Below are 16,107 nucleotides of genomic sequence, written 5' to 3'. Positions count from 1 at the left end.
GCGGCTGCTGTCCGCGATGGGCAGCGCCAAGGAAATCCAGCAGTATCTCAAGCGTTTTTCGCAGCTCGACGCCAAGCGCTTCGCGGTGGTGAAGGTCGGTGGCGCGGTGCTGCGCGACGAATTGAATGATCTGACCTCGTCGCTGACCTTCCTGCAGCAAGTCGGCTTGACGCCGATCGTGCTGCATGGGGCCGGCCCGCAGCTCGATGTGGAACTGGAAGCGGCCGGCATCACCAAGCAGACCGTGAACGGCTTGCGCGTCACCTCGCCCAAGGCGCTGGGCATCGTACGCCGCGTATTCCAGCAGGAAAACCTGCGCCTGGTCGAAGCGTTGCAGGCGATGGATACGCGCGCCACGTCGGTGCCGTCGGGCGTGTTCATGTCCAGCTTCCTGGACAAGGACACCTACGGCATGGTCGGCAAGGTCGACAGCATCAACCTCGCGCCAATCGAAGCCAGCCTGCGCGCCGGCTCCATTCCGGTGATCGCGAGCCTCGGCGAAACCGACGAAGGCCAGTTCCTCAACATCAATGCCGATTTTGCGGCGAACGAACTGGTGCGCGTGCTGCAGCCGTACAAGATCATCTTCCTCACCGGCACTGGCGGGCTGCTCGATGACAAAGGCCAGATCATCGATTCGATCAACCTGAGCACGGAGTTCGAGCACCTGATCCAGCAGCCGTGGATCAACGGTGGCATGCGCGTGAAGATCGAACAGATCGCGGATCTCTTGCAAAGCCTGCCGTTGACCTCGTCGGTGTCAATCACGCGCCCGTCGGAACTGGCGAAGGAGCTGTTCACGCACAAAGGGTCGGGCACGCTGGTGCGCCGTGGCGAGAAGGTGTTCCGCTTCGACAGCTGGGAAGGCATCGACCAGGCGCGCATGCGTACGCTGATCGAGTCGAGCTTCGGACGCACGCTGGTGGACGATTACTTCACGCGTACCACACCGTATCGCGTGTACGTCAGCGAGAACTATCGCGCCGCGATGATTCTCACCAACGAGAACGGCCTGATCTATCTCGACAAGTTCGCCGTGCTCGACGACGCGCAAGGCGAAGGCCTGGGTCGTGCCGTGTGGCTGGTGATGCGCGAGGAGAATCCGCGCCTGTTCTGGCGTTCGCGCCACGGCAACCAGATCAACCATTTCTATTACGCCGAATCGGATGGCTGCTACAAGCAGGAACGCTGGAAAGTGTTCTGGTACGGCCTGGACGGTTTCGACACTATCGCGCGCTGCGTGGAGCATTGCGCCATGCGCCAACCCACCTTGATCGATTGATGACCATGGCCACTTCCAAGAAACGCATCGGTATCGTCGGCGCGCGCGGTTATACGGGCGCGGAACTGATCCGGCTGATTGCGGCGCATCCTGCGCTGGAGCTTGCCTACGTTTCCTCGCGCGAATTGAACGGACAGCGCGTTGAGAACAACATCGACGGCTACCAGGGCGATCTGCGCTACAGCTCGCCTACGGCGGAAGAATTGCCCGCGCTCGACGCCGACGTGGTGGTGCTGGCGTTGCCCAATGGCAAAGCATCGGCCTATGTGGAAGCGTTCGATGCGGCCGGAAAAGATCCGGTGATCGTCGATCTGTCGGCGGACTATCGCTTCGACAACAGCTGGTACTACGGCCTGCCGGAACTCACCCGCGACAAGTGGCGTGGCGAAAAGCGCATCAGCAATCCCGGCTGCTACGCCACGGCGATCCAGCTTTCCGTTGCGCCGCTCAAGGATCTGCTGGCCGCGCCGCCGGTGTGCTTCGGCGTATCCGGTTACTCCGGCGCCGGCACCACGCCCTCCGACAAGAACGATCCGGAAAAGCTGCGCGACAATCTGATGCCGTATTCGCTCACCGGCCATATGCACGAGAAGGAAGCCAGCCGGCATCTAGGCATCCCGGTGGAATTCATGCCGCATGTAGCACCGCATTTTCGGGGCCTCACGGTTACCACCAATCTTTATCTTTCGCGTGTGCTCAAGCGTGAGGATGTATTGGCGCGTTTCCAGCATGCCTATGAAGGCGAAAAGCTGGTGCACGTGCTGGACGAAGCGCCATGGGTAAGCCGGGTGGCCGGCAAGCATCACGCCGAAGTCGGCGGTTTCACGCTGTCGGCCGACGGCAAGCGCGTGGTGGTGGTGGCGACGCTGGACAATCTGCTGAAGGGCGCAGCCACGCAGGCGATCCAGAACATCAATCGCGCGATCGGGGTGGATGAGTACGCGGCGATTCCGCTTTGATTCCTTAATGCGCTTTCACTTTCCGCCCTGTTTGTTGTTTCTTGACGTCATTCCCGCGAAGGCGGGAATCCATTTGGCTTCTGGCCCTGGAGCGGCATGGATTCCCGCCTTCGCGGGAATGACGCCCATCAAAAATCGGCCGCACTCCAAGAGTTATCCATCATGACCAACCTCCTTTGGCAAAAAGCCGGCGTCGAAACCAACGCTAAAATCATGAAGTTCCTCGCCGGCGATGACGTGCTGCTGGATCGCGAGTTCTTCCTGCACGACATCACCGCCAGCAAGGCGCATGTGGAAGGCCTGGCCAACATTGGCGTGGTCAGCGCGACGGAACGGGATGATCTCAAGCGCGAACTGGATGCGCTGGCCGAGGATTTTCGCGCTGGCCGCTTCGTGCTGGACGAGCGCTACGAAGACGGCCACTCCGCCATCGAAGCGCGCCTTACCGAGCGCCTGGGCGATGCGGGCCGCCGCGTACACACCGGTCGCAGTCGCAACGATCAGATCCTGGTCGCCACGCGCCTGTGGTTGAAGGAAAAGCTGGCCCTGCTGGAAACGCATTGCCGTGCGATTGCCGAAACCTGCCTGCAACGCGCCGCGCAGCCAGTGTTGCCGTTGCCGGGTTACACGCATCTTCAGCGCGCGGTGGTGTCGTCCACCGCGATGTGGTTTGCAGGTTTCGCGGAAGGCTTTGTCGACAACGCATGGCGCGCCAAGCAGACGGCGGCGTGGATCGACGCCAATCCGCTCGGCACCGCCGCCGGCTATGGGGTGAACCTGCCGCTGGATCGCGCACACACCACGCAGGCGCTGGGCTTCGGCCGCATGCAGGTGTCGCCAATCTACGCGCAGCTCTCGCGCGGCAAATTCGAAATGGCCGCGATGGAAGCTTTGAGCAGCGCGATGCTGGATGCACGTCGCCTGGCATGGGATCTGTCGCTGTTTACCACCGCGGAATTCAACTTCGTCTCGCTGCCGCCGGAATACACCACTGGCAGTTCGATCATGCCCAACAAGCGCAATCCGGATGTGGTGGAATTGTTGCGTGCCTCCTACGCCACGGTTGCTGCGGCGCGTTGCGAGATTGAGAACCTGCTTTCGCTGCCGTCGGGTTATCAGCGCGACCTGCAGTTCTCAAAGGGTTCGCTGTTCCATGGTGTCACGCACGGTCTGGCTGCATTGGAACTGTTGCCGGACCTGCTCGCGCGCATGCAGTGGAACGAAGCCGCCATGCGTGCGGCGATCGAGCCGGCCATGTATGCCACCGACGTCGCGATCGAGCAGGCCGCTGCCGGCGTGCCGTTCCGCGATGCCTACAAAGCGGCGGCGCAAGCCGCTTCGGAAGCTGGGCAGGGGCGCACGCCTGAATCGAGTCTGGCGGCGCGCACGTCGCCGGGTTCGGGTAACGATCTGCGCCTGGATCTCCTGCGGCAACGTCTGGACAGCCTGTCGTCATAGTGGAGCCCGCATGAGCATCGTCAGCACGGCAAACGCACCACACTATCATTGGGGACAGTCCTGCGACGGCTGGCATTTGCTCGCGCTGGACGAACTGAGCGTGATCGAAGAACGCATGCCACCCGGCAGTTTCGAACAGCGGCACCGTCACGCGCGTGCGCGCCAGTTCTTTTATGCGCTTGAAGGCGAGGTGACGATCGAGCTGGAAGGTAACGTGCACCGTCTGCATGATGGCGAAGGCTTGCACGTGCCGCCGGGAAGCGCACATCAGGTGCGCAACGTTGGTGCTATAGACGCACGCTTCATCGTGGTGTCGTCACCCCAAAGCCATGGCGACCGGATGGCTGCGCCGCAGGAGGGCACTTCGCTGTGACGAGTCGTGCGTTACCCGAACACAGGTTGCCGACGTGGCGCCGCGCCGTACTGAAAGTGGGCAGCAATCTCCTTGCCGCCGATGGTGGTGGATTGACGTCGCGGTATGCACAGGCGTTGGCAGCTTTTATTGCGGCCAGTCACAAGGCAGGGCGCGAAGTAGTGCTGGTTTCCTCCGGCGCCGTGGCAGCGGGTCGCGCGCTACTGCGCGAACGCACCGCGCTGGGTCCCGAACTCGCCGCCAAGCAGGCGCTTGCGGCGTTGGGCCAGGCGCCGATGATTGCCTTGTGGCAAAGCTTGTCGGAACGCGCCGTCGCGCAGGTGTTGCTGACGCATGATGACCTGCGCAACCGCCGCCGTTATCTCAACGCGCGCGCCACCTTGCGTGAGCTGCTGATGCTGGGCGTGCTGCCGGTAGTGAACGAAAACGACACCGTTGCCGTGGACGAACTCAAGCTCGGCGACAACGACAACCTAGCCGCTATCGTTGCCGCGCTGGTCGACGCGGACCTGCTGCTGATTGCCTCGGACGTCGATGCGCTCTACAACGCCGATCCGCGGCGCGATCCGTCCGCCGAGCCCATCGGGCACGTGCCGCAACTGACCGCGGCCATCATTGCCATGGCCGGTGGCAGCGGTACGGACGTGGGTACCGGCGGCATGCGCACCAAACTGCAGGCTGCCGAAAAAGCGGCAGCGGCCGGCATTCCTACCGCTTTGTTCAGTGGCCGCGAAACAGCCACGGTGCGGGCGCTTGAAGAGGGGCTTCTACGCGGCACGCTGATCGAGGTCGCCGGCAATCGGTTGCAGGCGCGCAAGTATTGGCTGCGCCACGCACCGGCCGGCAGCGGTCGCATCAGCGTGGACGCCGGCGCCGTGCGCGCGTTGACCGGTGGCCGCGCGTCGCTGCTGCCCGGCGGTATCCTGGATGTGGCGGGCGAATTCCATCGTGGCGACCTGGTCGAGATCGTCGACGCCAACGATCGCCCGGTGGCGCGCGGTTTGAGCCAATACGGTGCGGCCGAAGTGCGCCGCCTGGCGGGGCGCCACAGTCGCGACATCGCCACCGTGCTCGGTTACAGCTATGGCACGGAGATCGTGCATCGCGATGACCTGGCCACCTTGATTGATCCGGCAGGAGAAGCGCAAGCATGAGCGAGATTCGTACCCTGGCCCTGGCCTGCAAGGACGCATCGCAGGCAATGTTTTCACTGGATACCGGCACCAAGCGCAAGCTGCTGCACGACATGGCGTCGATGCTGGAGGAACGCCGCGATGCGATCCTCGATGCGAACACGCGCGACCTGCATCAGGCTACGGCCAAAGGCACACAAGGCGCGATGCTCGATCGCCTGCGCCTGGACGAATCGCGCCTGGCCGGCATCGCCAACGCCGTGCGCGAGATCGCCGCGTTACCTGATCCGGTCGGCCTGGTGACGCGCCGCGACACGCTTGCGAACGGTCTAGAAGTGGAACGCGTGCGCATACCGCTCGGCGTGATCGCGATGATCTATGAAGCCCGTCCCAATGTAACCGCCGATGCGGCGGCGCTGTGCTTGATGGCCGGCAATGCGGTGATCCTGCGCGGCGGCTCCGAGGCCCTGCATTCCAACATGGCGATTGCCTCGGCCTTGCACGCGGCGCTGGAAAAACATGACATCCCCGCTGCGGCGATCACCCTGGTCGAAGACCTGCGCCGCGAAACCATGGTGGAACTGCTGCAGCTCAGCGACGTGATCGATCTGGCGATTCCGCGTGGTGGTGAAGGCCTGATCCGCTTCGTGGCTGAACATGCGCGCGTACCGGTGATCAAGCATTACAAAGGCGTGTGCCATCTGTACGTGGATGCCAGCGCGGACGAAGTGCTGGCCTTGAATCTATTGGTCGACGGCAAGACTTCGCGACCCGGCGTGTGCAACGCGCTGGAAACCTTGCTGGTGCATCGCGATATTGCTGCCTCGTTCCTGCCGAAGGCAGCCGAGGCGCTGCAGGAGCGCGGCGTGGAATTGCGCGGCTGCGAACGTTCGCGCGCGCTGGTCGAAGGCATGCGCCCTGCCACCGATGACGACTACGCCGCCGAATTCCTCGACCTCATCCTCGCCGTGCGCGTGGTCGACGACCTCGGCATGGCCATCGGCCACATCCAGCGTTTCGGCTCCGATCACACCGAAGTCATCGCTACCCGCGACGAGCAGGCTGCGCGCCGTTTCGTGCAGGCGATTCGCTCGGCGGTGGTGATGGTGAACGCCTCGTCGCGTTTCTCCGATGGCGGCGAACTGGGCCTGGGCGCCGAAATCGGCATTTCCACCACGCGCCTGCATGCCTACGGCCCGATGGGCGCCGAAGCGTTGACGGTGGAGCGTTTTATCGTGCGTGGTGACGGGCAAGTGCGTCATCCGCAAAGCCGTCTGTAATCACAAGGGTATTCATGACAAACGAACCGAACGAAGCGGATATCCTCCGCCCAGTGCAAGAGCAACTGGACGCCTATAACGCGAAGGACATCGACCGCTTCATGCAATGGTGGGCGGACGATTGCCAATATCACCTCTTCCCATCGGAACTGCTCGCCAATAGCGCAGCGCAGATTCGTGAGCGGCATATCCTGCGTTTCAAGGAACCGGATTTGCACGCGCGTTTGGTCCACCGCATGCGCGTCGGCAACCTGGTCGTCGATCAGGAATTGGTGACGCGCAATTTTCCCGAAGGCGTGGGCGAGATCGACGTCATCGCGATCTATGAAGTGCAGGCGGGCAAGATCGCCAAGGCGTGGTTGAAGATCGGCACCCCGCGCATGGCGTCTTCGTAATTGCGTAGTAGGGTAGGTTGGGTTAGCGCAGCGTAACCCAACGATGCTGCTCTGAAGATGTTGGGTTGCGCTGCGCTAACCCAACCTACACCCGCTCTTTCCAACGCCTCACCGCCTGCGCAAACGCTAGGCAATCCGCAAAGCGGTTGTACAACGGCACTGGCGAAATCCGGATCACATCCGGTTCGCGCCAATCACCAATGATGCCGTTGTCGATCAGGTATTCGAACAACGCGCGCCCTTGCGTGCGGCCGCCTAGCACGCGGATGGATAGTTGCGCGCCGCGGCGTTCGGGTTCCTTCGGCGTGACCACTTCCAGCACATCGGGCAGCTGCGTTTGCACCAGCCATTCCAGATAGCCGGTCAGCTGCAGGGATTTCTCACGCAGGCGTTGCATGCCGGCGCGGTGGAAGATATCCAGCGAAACGCGCATCGGTGCGAGCGAGAGAATCGGAGGATTGGACAATTGCCAGCCGTCCGCGCCATGCGTGGGTACGAATTCCGGCCCCATCTGGAAGCGCGTGGCTTTGTCATGGCCCCACCAGCCGGCGAAGCGTGGCAGGGCGGCATTGGCGTGGCGTGCGTGCACGAAGGCGCCGCCCACCGCGCCAGGGCCGCTGTTGAGGTACTTGTAGCTGCACCAGATGGCGAAGTCGGCGCCGCTGTCGTGCAACTGCATGGGCAGGTTACCCACGGCGTGGGCGAGGTCGAAGCCGACCTGGCAGCCTTGCGCGTGTCCAAGCTCGGTGATGGCTTTGAGGTCGAACGCCTGGCCGGTGCGGTATTGCACGCCCGGCAGCAGCACCAAAGCGATGCGTGAACCGTGTTCGGCCAGTGCGCGTTCGATCGCCTGCATGGACAGCGTGCCGTTGGGCTCATCGCCTTCCAGTTCGATCAGCGACAGCGTCGGGCTGAAGCCGTGATAGCGGATCTGCGATTCCACCGCATAGCGGTCGGTGGGAAAGGCGCCGGCTTCGATCAGGATGGCGTGGCGGTCCGGTGTGGGACGGTAGAAGCTCACCATCATCAGGTGCAGGTTCACGCCCAGCGTGTTCATCGCGACCACTTCTTCGGGCTGTGCACCGAGCAGTTCGGCCAGGTGGTCGCGCACGAATTCGTGATAGTCCATCCACGGCAGCCGGCCTTTGAAATGGCCTTCTACGCCCAGTTCGCCCCAGTAATCGAGCTCCGCGTTGACCGCCTCGCGTGCGGCCCGCGGTTGCAGGCCGAGCGAGTTGCCGCAGAAATAGTAGCTGTCGCCGCCTTCGTGCGGGGGAATCAGGAACTCATTGCGGAATCCGCGCAGTGGATCGGCGGCGTCCTGGGCTTGCGACCATTCGTTGGTGGCTTCGTAGGGTGTGGGCATGGGCGTTTCCAAGCCTGAGATAGTGTTTGTCTCCCTCGCCGTCATTCCCCGAAAGCGGGAATCCATCTTCGCCTTTTGCTTGGGAGCAAAATGGATTCCCGCTTTCGCGGGAATGACGACGAGGGAGGACCGTATGTAGTGATGGATCAGCCATTCAACGCAACAGCGATGTCACTGCAGCCTTTGTCGAACGTCGCCGCCCAGCTTTGTCCAGCCTGGCTGGCCGAAGGGCGCGCGCAACGCAGTTGAATGGCGTGGCCGCTGCGAAACCAGTAACGCTCGACATAGGTGTAGGGCGTGCCGCTTTCGCTGGCGGTGTAGATGAAACTGTTCTGGTCGCCTGCCGGACGCGTGCCTGGCTGGTAATCCTTGAGGTTCCTGGCCTTGCTCATCGCCGCGTTGACGTAGTCGTTGAACGCCTGCACATCCGGTTCTTGTTTCACGGTGATGCTGACGCGCGCCAGCGTGCTGCTGGCGCTGGGCGACGGATCGGGCACCTGGAACACACGCACTTCCGGATCGCCATCCACCTGCATGATGCCGACCCACGTCGAGGGGGTGCTGAAGTGCACGCTGCTCGATGCCATGGTGACATCGTCGGCATGCGCGGCGCCGATGGCGGCCCATGCGAGAAAAGCGGTCGCCAGATAACGGCTGAAAGTCATGCGTGTTCCTCAGGAATAGTGGTTTGAACGAAGCGGCGTTGCGGCAACCCCAGCCATTCCAGCGCGGTGCCGTGAAACAGGCGGGCACGGGTCGGTTCGTCCAAGTGCAGCGATTCGATGCCGCTGCCCGGCTCCTGCTCCCCCAACGGGAAAGGATAATCGGTACCGAGCATGACGCGGTCGACGCCGGTCACATCCAGGAGATAGCGCAGCGCCGCAGGGTCGTGCACGCATGAATCGAAATACAGGCGCTTGAGATATTCGCGCGGATTGCGCGGGTTGTCGGTAGCGACCAGATCCGGTCGCATGCGGAAGCCGTGCTCGATGCGCCCGATGGTCCACGGAAAACTGCCGCCGCCGTGCGCCAGCATCACGCGCAGCTTGGGCAAGCGTTCGAGCACACCGCCGAAGGCCAGGCAGCAGGCCGCGCGCGATTGTTCCGCGGGCATGCCCACCAGCCACGGCATCCAGTATTTGGGCATGCTGGCCGCGCCCATCATGTCCCATGGATGCACCATGATCGCTGCACCGAGATCGGCGGCGGCTTCGAAGAACGGGAACAGTTCCTGCGCGTCCAGGTTCCAGTCGTTGCAATGCGAGCCGATCTGCACGCCGCACAGGCCCAACTCGTCGATGCAGCGCTCCAGTTCGCGGATGGCCAGGTCCGGCGCTTGCAGCGGCACCGTGCCGATGCCGGCGTAATGCGTGGGATGGTCCTGGCAGACGCCGGCCATGTGGTCGTTCAAATGCCGATGCAACTCCAGCGCCTGATAGCCCGGCGCCCAATACGAGAACAGCACAGGCACAGTTGAAATCACCTGTACCGCGACGCCGAAGCGGGCGTAGTCGTTGATGCGGTGCTGCGCATCGAACGAGGATTCCCACACCTCGCGGAAGAACTTGCCGTCCTTGTAGATGCGATGCCGCCCGTCGCCATGGATCATCACCGGAAAGGCGTCGTTGCCGTATTTGGCGGCGAGATTGGGCCAGTCACGCGGGAGGATGTGGGCGTGGGTGTCGATTTTCAGCATGCGCCCAGTGTAACGCTTGCAGATGTAACAGTTTGTCGTCGGCCGGCGACCCATGACATGCCGTTTCAGGGGCCGCCGCGGGCTTCAAGGCCGCACGTGCTTCCCGTTCTGCGCTGCCGCGGCCTCCTGCGGTCCGCGCCCGACCACGTGGGCCAGCGTGTTGATGTTGTCGACCAGCCGGTCGCTGATGCGCACGAGCTGTTCGGCGCGCGAGCGGTCGTCCGCCATCGCGAGCAGGGTAGAAAGGCTGCGCTGCAATTGGCGCAGGTCCGGCGCGGGTGAGGGCACCTGCTTGTTGCGCAGCGCAACAGCCAGATTGTGCAGATGGGTGGCCGCGCGCTCCACGAAGTGGGTGACTTCCACCTGCTCGGGCAAGGTATCGCAGTCGTGCAGCAATGCATCCAGCGTCATCGCCGTGCGTACCAGCCGGTTGCCGTTGAGGAACAGCGCATTGGCCAGTTCGAGCAGATGCAGCGGCGTGGCCGGTTCGGCCTGCATGCGATCCACCGACGCCTGCGCATTGGTGCGCGCGGTGCGGGCCGCGGTGCGCGTTTCCAGATGGGCATGCCGCTGCTCCGGCCGTGCCAGCGCGCGCAGGTAATCGGCATAGGCATCCAGCATGTCCGCAAGAGCGGAGCGGGCGCGACCGCGTTCCCAGGTAGGCCAGGCCACATAGGCAAGCAGGGCCATGCCGCTGCCCAGCGCGGTATTGAGCACGCGGTCCATCACGGCCGTGCCGGAATTGACGCCTTCGAACGACAACAGGATCACCACCGTGCCGGTCAGCGCAGCCACTGCAATGCCGTAGTGCGCGGTGGCGAGATAGCGGAACGCCATGCACAACACCGCCATCAAGGCCAGGTGCGCCCAGGGATCGTGGGGCGTGATGTGCAGCAAGGCGGTGGTCAGCACCAGGCCGAGAATGGTGCCGACCACGCGCAGCAGGCCGAAGTTGAAGGTGGCGGCGAAATCCGGACGCAGCACGATCGCGGCGGTCATCGGCAACCAGTAGCCGTGCGGCAGCTGCCACACGCGCGACACCAGCAGCGCGATGGTCAGGCACACCGCGCAGCGCATGGCATGCCGGAACGCGACCGAATGCGTGGTGAGATTGGCGCGCAGCGTGGCCAGCGGCGAACTGCCGCGCAAGGCGCCGGGCAGGCGTATTTCCGCCGCTTCCGCACGCTTCTCGCCGTTCGATCCGGCCCAGTTCGCGTTGCGTACGGCCGCCGCGAGCTGGCCGGAAAGCGCGTGGATGTGCGCCGCCACGCTGTCGCTGCGCGTGTGGTCATCGAGCAGGGCGCGTTCGCTTGCTTGAAGGGTTTGCAGGGCGCGCGCGGCTTGTTCCGGCGAATCGCCAATTTCCAGCGCATCGGCGACGGCGGTGAGCACGCGTGCGGCATCCGCGCGGAACATCGCGATGATGCTGGCGGCGCCATGCAGCTCGGCCATGGCGACCAGCTCCAGGCGCAGACGCTCGGCCAACTCCAGCAACACCGCGAAGGCTTCCATCGCGCGACCGCTGGCATGATGACGGCCCAGCAAGGTCTGCTGCAGCGTGGTCATCGCTTCGGTCAGCGCGGGGACGTCTTCGTCGTTATGGCGCTTTTCCCGGGCCAGCGAAGCCAGGCCGCGATAGACCGTGGCCAGTGCATGCCGTTCGGGGCCGTAACGCTGCAATGGCCATGCCGCCACGGAGAACAGCGCCAGCAACAGGCCACCCGCAAAGATCAGCGCGGCGCCGATCAAGGCATGGTCGAGCGTGGTCGGCGTCGCAGCGGTGATCACCAGCAGGATCATGCTGGTCATGCCCACGCGCGCTATGTCCACGCCGAACACCACCAGCAAGCCGCCGAAAAAGCCGAAGGCCGCCATTGCCAGCAGGATCAACGGCAGGTTGCCGCCGATCAGGAAACCACACAGCGATGCGAGCCCGGCCGCCAGCGAAGCGAGAAAAAGCTGCCACGCGCGTTGACGATAAGGCCCGGGCTGGTCGGAAAACATGGTGTCCAGCGCACCTGCGCCGATCGCCAGGCCCGCCGCCTCGTAACCGGTGAGCATGCCGACCGCCAGCGGCAACACCACTGCCGCCGTATTGCGGATCACCACCCACGGCGGCACGTCCGGACGCTTGGTCGCGGTCAGGCTTTGCAGCACGCTGGCGCGTAGCGAGTAGGCTCGGGTGGGCATGGCGGGAATGATGCCTTATGGCCATCCCGTGGTGTCTATTTGTCCATGCAAAAAAAGGCGCCACGACGGGCGCCATATGCGCGTGCGGTGACTTATGTGCTTCGCTGTGGCATGTCTCTACTATCCAACTCCAGGCGAATGACCCGGGCTTGAAGGTCTTACATAACCGGCTTCGACAGGAGACTGGGCAGGGCGCGTGACTTCAAGATCATCGTTGGCAAGCGCAGTTAGGAGTCCGTTTCCGTTAGGCTGTACTAATGTAAATTGATACTTGGGTTGGTCGTTCGCCGACACGGTGCAGCTGATACCGTCTACTCGGAAAGTTGCTTTAACCCAGTCACCTTGTTTCACTTCGGAAGCTTTCATGGCACACCTCTCCAGAAATTCGTTGAATGCCCTCATGGAGGAAGCCTGGGAACTTAAGCGTGGAACGTGACGCTTTGCTTTGATGTCGATGGCATCGAGCCGTCCAGACGAACGGCTTTGTGAATTTAGCGACGACGAATGTGAAAATGGCGCCAAATAGGTGCCATTTCATCGGCTTCAGGATGTTTCGCTTGTGACGACGAGCCGATCAGAACGTCTTTTCCGACCCACGCCCCGCGAACTCACCGGTAAGCGTATTCACCCATACCTTTTCATCGGTGGTGATGTATTCGGGCACCTGGATTTCAATGCCGGTATCGAGCTTGGCCGGCTTGGTGCGCTTGGTGGCGCTGGCGCCCTTCAGCTCCGGCGCGGTGTCGATCACGGTGAGCAGTACGCTGGTCGGCACCTGCAAGCCGACCGGCGCATCGTCGATCACCTGCACGTAGTAGCCTTCCACGCCTTCGACGATGTAGCCGGCATTGTCGCCGATCAGTTCCGGGCCGAGCGTGTATTGCGTGTAATCCTCGTTGTCCATGAACACGTAATTGTCGCCATCCATGTACGAGAAATTGGCGGCGCGGCGTACCAGATCCATTTCCTTCAGATCATCGTCGGCGCGCAGGCTAAGGTCGAACTTGCGTCCGCCCGGAATCGAATACAGCGTGAAACGGAAGGTGACGTTGCCGCCACGCGCGGTGGGCGAGCTGCGCTCGATATCGCGCACCTGGTAGACGGTGCCTTCGTGTTCGACCACATTACCTTTCTTGACGTCGGAAGCTTTCATGAGAAGAGTCGGTAGTTGGAATGAAGGGGATTACTTGGTCTGCAATCGCACCGCGCCATCCAGGCGAATCGTCTCGCCATTGATGTAGCGATTGCCGAGGATGAAGGCCACGGTGCTGGCGAATTCCTCCGGCTTGCCCAGGCGCGAAGGGAAGGGGATCGACGCGCCCAGCGATTCCTGCACCTGTGGCGGCATGTTGTCCACCATCGGCGTCCAGAAGATACCCGGCGCGATCGTCGCCACGCGGATGCCGAAGCGCGACAGTTCGCGCGCCATCGGCAGGGTCATGCCCACTACGCCGCCTTTGGATGCGGAATACGCGGCCTGGCCGATCTGGCCTTCGTAGGCGGCCACACTGGCGGTGTTGATGATCACGCCGCGCTCGCCGTCTTCGCCGGCTTCGTTGTGCTGCATCAAGGCAGCGGCGGCCTTGGCGACGTTGAAGCTGCCCACCAGGTTCACCATTACCGTGGTGGCGAAAGTGCTGAGCGCCATCGGGCCTTCCTTGCCGAGTACGCGTCCGGCGCCAAGAATGCCTGCGCAATTGACCACCACGTTCAATCCACCCAATGCATCGCGGGCGGCGGCGACGTTGCCGCTTACACCTTCCTCGGAAGTTACGTCGGTGCGGTGGAACGACGCGCCCAGCGCCTTGGCGACTTCCTGGCCCTTGTCCTCGTTCACGTCGAACAGGGCGACGCGTCCGCCGCTGGCCACCAGATGCTGCGCCACCGCATGGCCGAGACCGGACGCACCGCCGGTCACGATGGCTTTGACTTGGTTGAGTTGCATGGGATGCCCTGGAAAGCGAAAGGCGTAATGGTAACCCAGGGCAGGTACGGTTCGGCCGTAACCAGGGTGCCGGAATGTGTTCCCTTCCCTACGTGTAGGAGGGAAGGGCTAGGGTGGGATGAAGCAACCTCGCAGTGTATTTCAGCGGCGCGGCAAGTTTGTACAACCCTCCCCAACCCTCCCCTGCAAGCAGGAGAGGGGGCCGCCGCCGGTGGGATGGGCATTCAATACAGACAATCCGACAACGAGTAATGCAAGGACTGGTTGCTACGCGGCAAGGGCCTGCTCAACGGCTGGCTGGTTCCCAGGGCCTGGATCAGTTCCTCCGCGTGCGTATACGGCGCGAGCGGGCTGCGGCATTGCCATATGCGCGGCTGTACCACCACCTTGCCACTGCCGGGATCGATGCTTTCGTCACTGGCTGCGAAGGTCCAGATGCATTCGCCGATGACCCCGGTGGTGCGGTTGACCGAGCAGCGATACCTCAGCGCTTGGATATTGGTGTATTCCCCGGAACAGAAGGTATCGCCGCAGACGTTATCGAAATCCCGCTTCAGGGCATATTGAAGATTGAGCCAGGCTTCCTGCTGTTGCCAGGTAGGCAGGTAGTCGGACATGTCGACGTAGGCTGCGCTGATGGAAGCTGCATTGGCAGCCCGCGCAGGCGGCGTTGAGCACAAGCCCAGCAACACGATGGCACAGCAGGCTGCCGAGTTGACGATGGTATGCATGTTCATAAGTTTCCCCGTGCAATGTAGATATGCGTCGCTTGCGACGCAGTTCCATTGAGCACCGGTGGAAGACGAACAAACAGACGCCAAAGCCGACGGTCGGGTCGGATTTTTGCGCGATATATATGGAGGGGTCGCTGGTGATGTGTCGGCCAATCCGGATACCGCGCAGTTTATCCGGCGGCGTTCAACACGGCTTGCAATGGCGCTGCATCAAGCGCAGGAAATGGAACGACGGAGGCGGGCGATATAACCGGCGTCTGCAATTCCTTTTGCCATACGCCCACGTCCCACCACTTCCCCAGCTTGTAGCCGGCCTTGCGCCAGATCCCGGCCGGTTCGAAACCCAGCGCATTGTGCAATGCCACGCTGACTTCGCCCGGCATGGTGATCACGCCCACCGCTTGGTTGATGCCTTGCAGGCGTATCACGTCTAGCAGTACGCCATAAAGCTTGCGCGCGATGCCGCGACGTCTGGCGTTCTCGTGTACATAGATCGACGTCTCGGCGATCCAGTCGTAGGCGGCGCGTTCACGGAAACGCGTGGCGTAGGCATACGCAAGCACTTCGCCGTGGTCCTCCCACACCAGCCATGGGTAATGCTGCAAGCGAGTGATGATGCGCTGGCGCATCACGTCCGCGCCCGGCAATTCGGTTTCGAAGGTAATGGCGGTATGGGCGATGGCGGGCGCGTAGATCGTGTGTATCGCTTCGGCGTCGTCGGGGCGGGCGGTGCGAATCATTTCATGTATTTCCAATTGCGGAGCTTGCCTTCATGCGTGGATCGCGGTGGGTCATGGCGTGGCTCGCTACAAATCGCGGATGAAGAACCGATCACAACCGAAATGCCCGGTGCCACCCAGCGGTGCGCATAAAGCGGTGAAACCGTGCTTCTGGTAAAGCGCTTGCGCGGCGTCCATGCCGGTGAGCGTTTCGATATAGCAGCGCTTGAAACCCAAATCGCGAGCCGTCTCCAGGCAGCGCAGCATCATCGCGTTGCCCGCGCCGATGCCGCGCGCCTCGGGAAGGAAATACATCTTGCGCAGCTCGCAGACATCCGCCTCGCCGCCTTCCAGCGGGGCGACGCCACCGCCGCCGACCACCACGCCATCGCGTTCCACCACGAAATACGCGCTGCGCGGTCGCGTGTAGGCAGCGTGCATGTCGTTCACTTCGGGATCGTGGATGGCGAAGCCGGGGCCATCGGCGCCGAACTCCGGCATGACCGTGCGGATGATCGCGGCGATGGCGGCGTTGTCGCGCGGCTCGATGGGACGTATCAAGACGTTGGGCATGGCG

At 62.8% G+C, this 16,107-nt stretch carries 16 protein-coding genes; 7 read left to right on the top strand and 9 right to left on the bottom strand.

Annotated elements, in window-relative coordinates; all coding sequences use genetic code 11:
• Positions 1–16 precede the first annotated feature (16 nt).
• The 7 genes from ACTHNE_RS10985 to ACTHNE_RS10955 all read left to right on the top strand — a co-directional run bounded on the left by ACTHNE_RS10985 (position 17) and on the right by ACTHNE_RS10955 (position 6,880).
• Entirely contained in the window at positions 17–1,282 is a 1,266-nt protein-coding gene (locus tag ACTHNE_RS10985) for an acetylglutamate kinase (RefSeq protein WP_324937987.1), read from the top strand.
• Between the two features lie 5 nt (positions 1,283–1,287).
• Positions 1,288–2,241, top strand: coding sequence for an N-acetyl-gamma-glutamyl-phosphate reductase (argC, locus tag ACTHNE_RS10980; protein ID WP_440269313.1), 954 nt, complete (start codon positions 1,288–1,290; stop codon positions 2,239–2,241).
• A gap of 162 nt (positions 2,242–2,403) precedes the next feature.
• The gene (argH, locus tag ACTHNE_RS10975) at positions 2,404–3,699 is read left to right on the top strand and encodes an argininosuccinate lyase (RefSeq protein ID WP_324937963.1); all 1,296 of its coding nucleotides are present in this window, start codon (positions 2,404–2,406) and stop codon (positions 3,697–3,699) included.
• 10 nt (positions 3,700–3,709) lie between these two features.
• Positions 3,710–4,072, top strand: a complete 363-nt coding sequence (locus ACTHNE_RS10970; protein ID WP_324937965.1) for a cupin domain-containing protein — start codon at positions 3,710–3,712, stop codon at positions 4,070–4,072.
• On the top strand, positions 4,069–5,226 hold the full coding sequence (gene proB, locus ACTHNE_RS10965) for a glutamate 5-kinase (RefSeq protein ID WP_440269264.1): 1,158 nt from the start codon (positions 4,069–4,071) through the stop codon (positions 5,224–5,226). Before ACTHNE_RS10970 ends, proB begins: the two co-directional genes overlap by 4 nt.
• A complete protein-coding gene (locus ACTHNE_RS10960; RefSeq protein WP_440269263.1) occupies positions 5,223–6,485 on the top strand; it encodes a glutamate-5-semialdehyde dehydrogenase in 1,263 nt (420 codons plus the stop codon). Before proB ends, ACTHNE_RS10960 begins: the two co-directional genes overlap by 4 nt.
• A gap of 14 nt (positions 6,486–6,499) precedes the next feature.
• Complete coding sequence (locus ACTHNE_RS10955; protein ID WP_324937971.1) at positions 6,500–6,880, top strand: nuclear transport factor 2 family protein; 381 nt, start codon at positions 6,500–6,502, stop codon at positions 6,878–6,880.
• Positions 6,881–6,965: 85 nt separating this feature from the next.
• Here the strand turns inward: ACTHNE_RS10955 and kynU are convergent, their stop codons facing one another.
• From kynU to ACTHNE_RS10910, 9 genes are all read right to left on the bottom strand, one after another.
• On the bottom strand, positions 6,966–8,246 hold the full coding sequence (kynU, locus tag ACTHNE_RS10950) for a kynureninase (protein ID WP_440269262.1): 1,281 nt from the start codon (positions 8,244–8,246) through the stop codon (positions 6,966–6,968).
• A 146-nt stretch (positions 8,247–8,392) separates the two neighbouring features.
• Positions 8,393–8,911 (bottom strand): hypothetical protein, encoded by a 519-nt coding sequence (locus ACTHNE_RS10945; protein WP_440269261.1) that lies wholly within the window; start codon positions 8,909–8,911, stop codon positions 8,393–8,395.
• Positions 8,908–9,942, bottom strand: a complete 1,035-nt coding sequence (locus tag ACTHNE_RS10940) for an amidohydrolase family protein (RefSeq protein WP_440269260.1) — start codon at positions 9,940–9,942, stop codon at positions 8,908–8,910. Before ACTHNE_RS10940 ends, ACTHNE_RS10945 begins: the two co-directional genes overlap by 4 nt.
• A gap of 84 nt (positions 9,943–10,026) precedes the next feature.
• Positions 10,027–12,132, bottom strand: a complete 2,106-nt coding sequence (locus ACTHNE_RS10935; protein WP_440269259.1) for an FUSC family protein — start codon at positions 12,130–12,132, stop codon at positions 10,027–10,029.
• Positions 12,133–12,706: 574 nt separating this feature from the next.
• Positions 12,707–13,285, bottom strand: coding sequence for an elongation factor P-like protein EfpL (gene efpL / locus ACTHNE_RS10930; RefSeq protein ID WP_324937981.1), 579 nt, complete (start codon positions 13,283–13,285; stop codon positions 12,707–12,709).
• Positions 13,286–13,315: 30 nt separating this feature from the next.
• Positions 13,316–14,077 (bottom strand): SDR family oxidoreductase, encoded by a 762-nt coding sequence (locus ACTHNE_RS10925; RefSeq protein ID WP_324937983.1) that lies wholly within the window; start codon positions 14,075–14,077, stop codon positions 13,316–13,318.
• 224 nt (positions 14,078–14,301) lie between these two features.
• On the bottom strand, positions 14,302–14,814 hold the full coding sequence (locus ACTHNE_RS10920; protein WP_324945748.1) for a hypothetical protein: 513 nt from the start codon (positions 14,812–14,814) through the stop codon (positions 14,302–14,304).
• 167 nt (positions 14,815–14,981) lie between these two features.
• Complete coding sequence (locus tag ACTHNE_RS10915; RefSeq protein ID WP_440269258.1) at positions 14,982–15,551, bottom strand: N-acetyltransferase family protein; 570 nt, start codon at positions 15,549–15,551, stop codon at positions 14,982–14,984.
• 66 nt (positions 15,552–15,617) lie between these two features.
• Complete coding sequence (locus tag ACTHNE_RS10910) at positions 15,618–16,103, bottom strand: GNAT family N-acetyltransferase (protein WP_440269257.1); 486 nt, start codon at positions 16,101–16,103, stop codon at positions 15,618–15,620.
• Between the last annotated feature and the right edge of the window lie 4 nt (positions 16,104–16,107).

The sequence above is a fragment of the Dyella sp. genome (genome assembly GCF_051954575.1).
Lineage (GTDB): Bacteria > Pseudomonadota > Gammaproteobacteria > Xanthomonadales > Rhodanobacteraceae > Dyella_B.
This window is presented reverse-complemented; position numbering and strand designations above follow the sequence as displayed.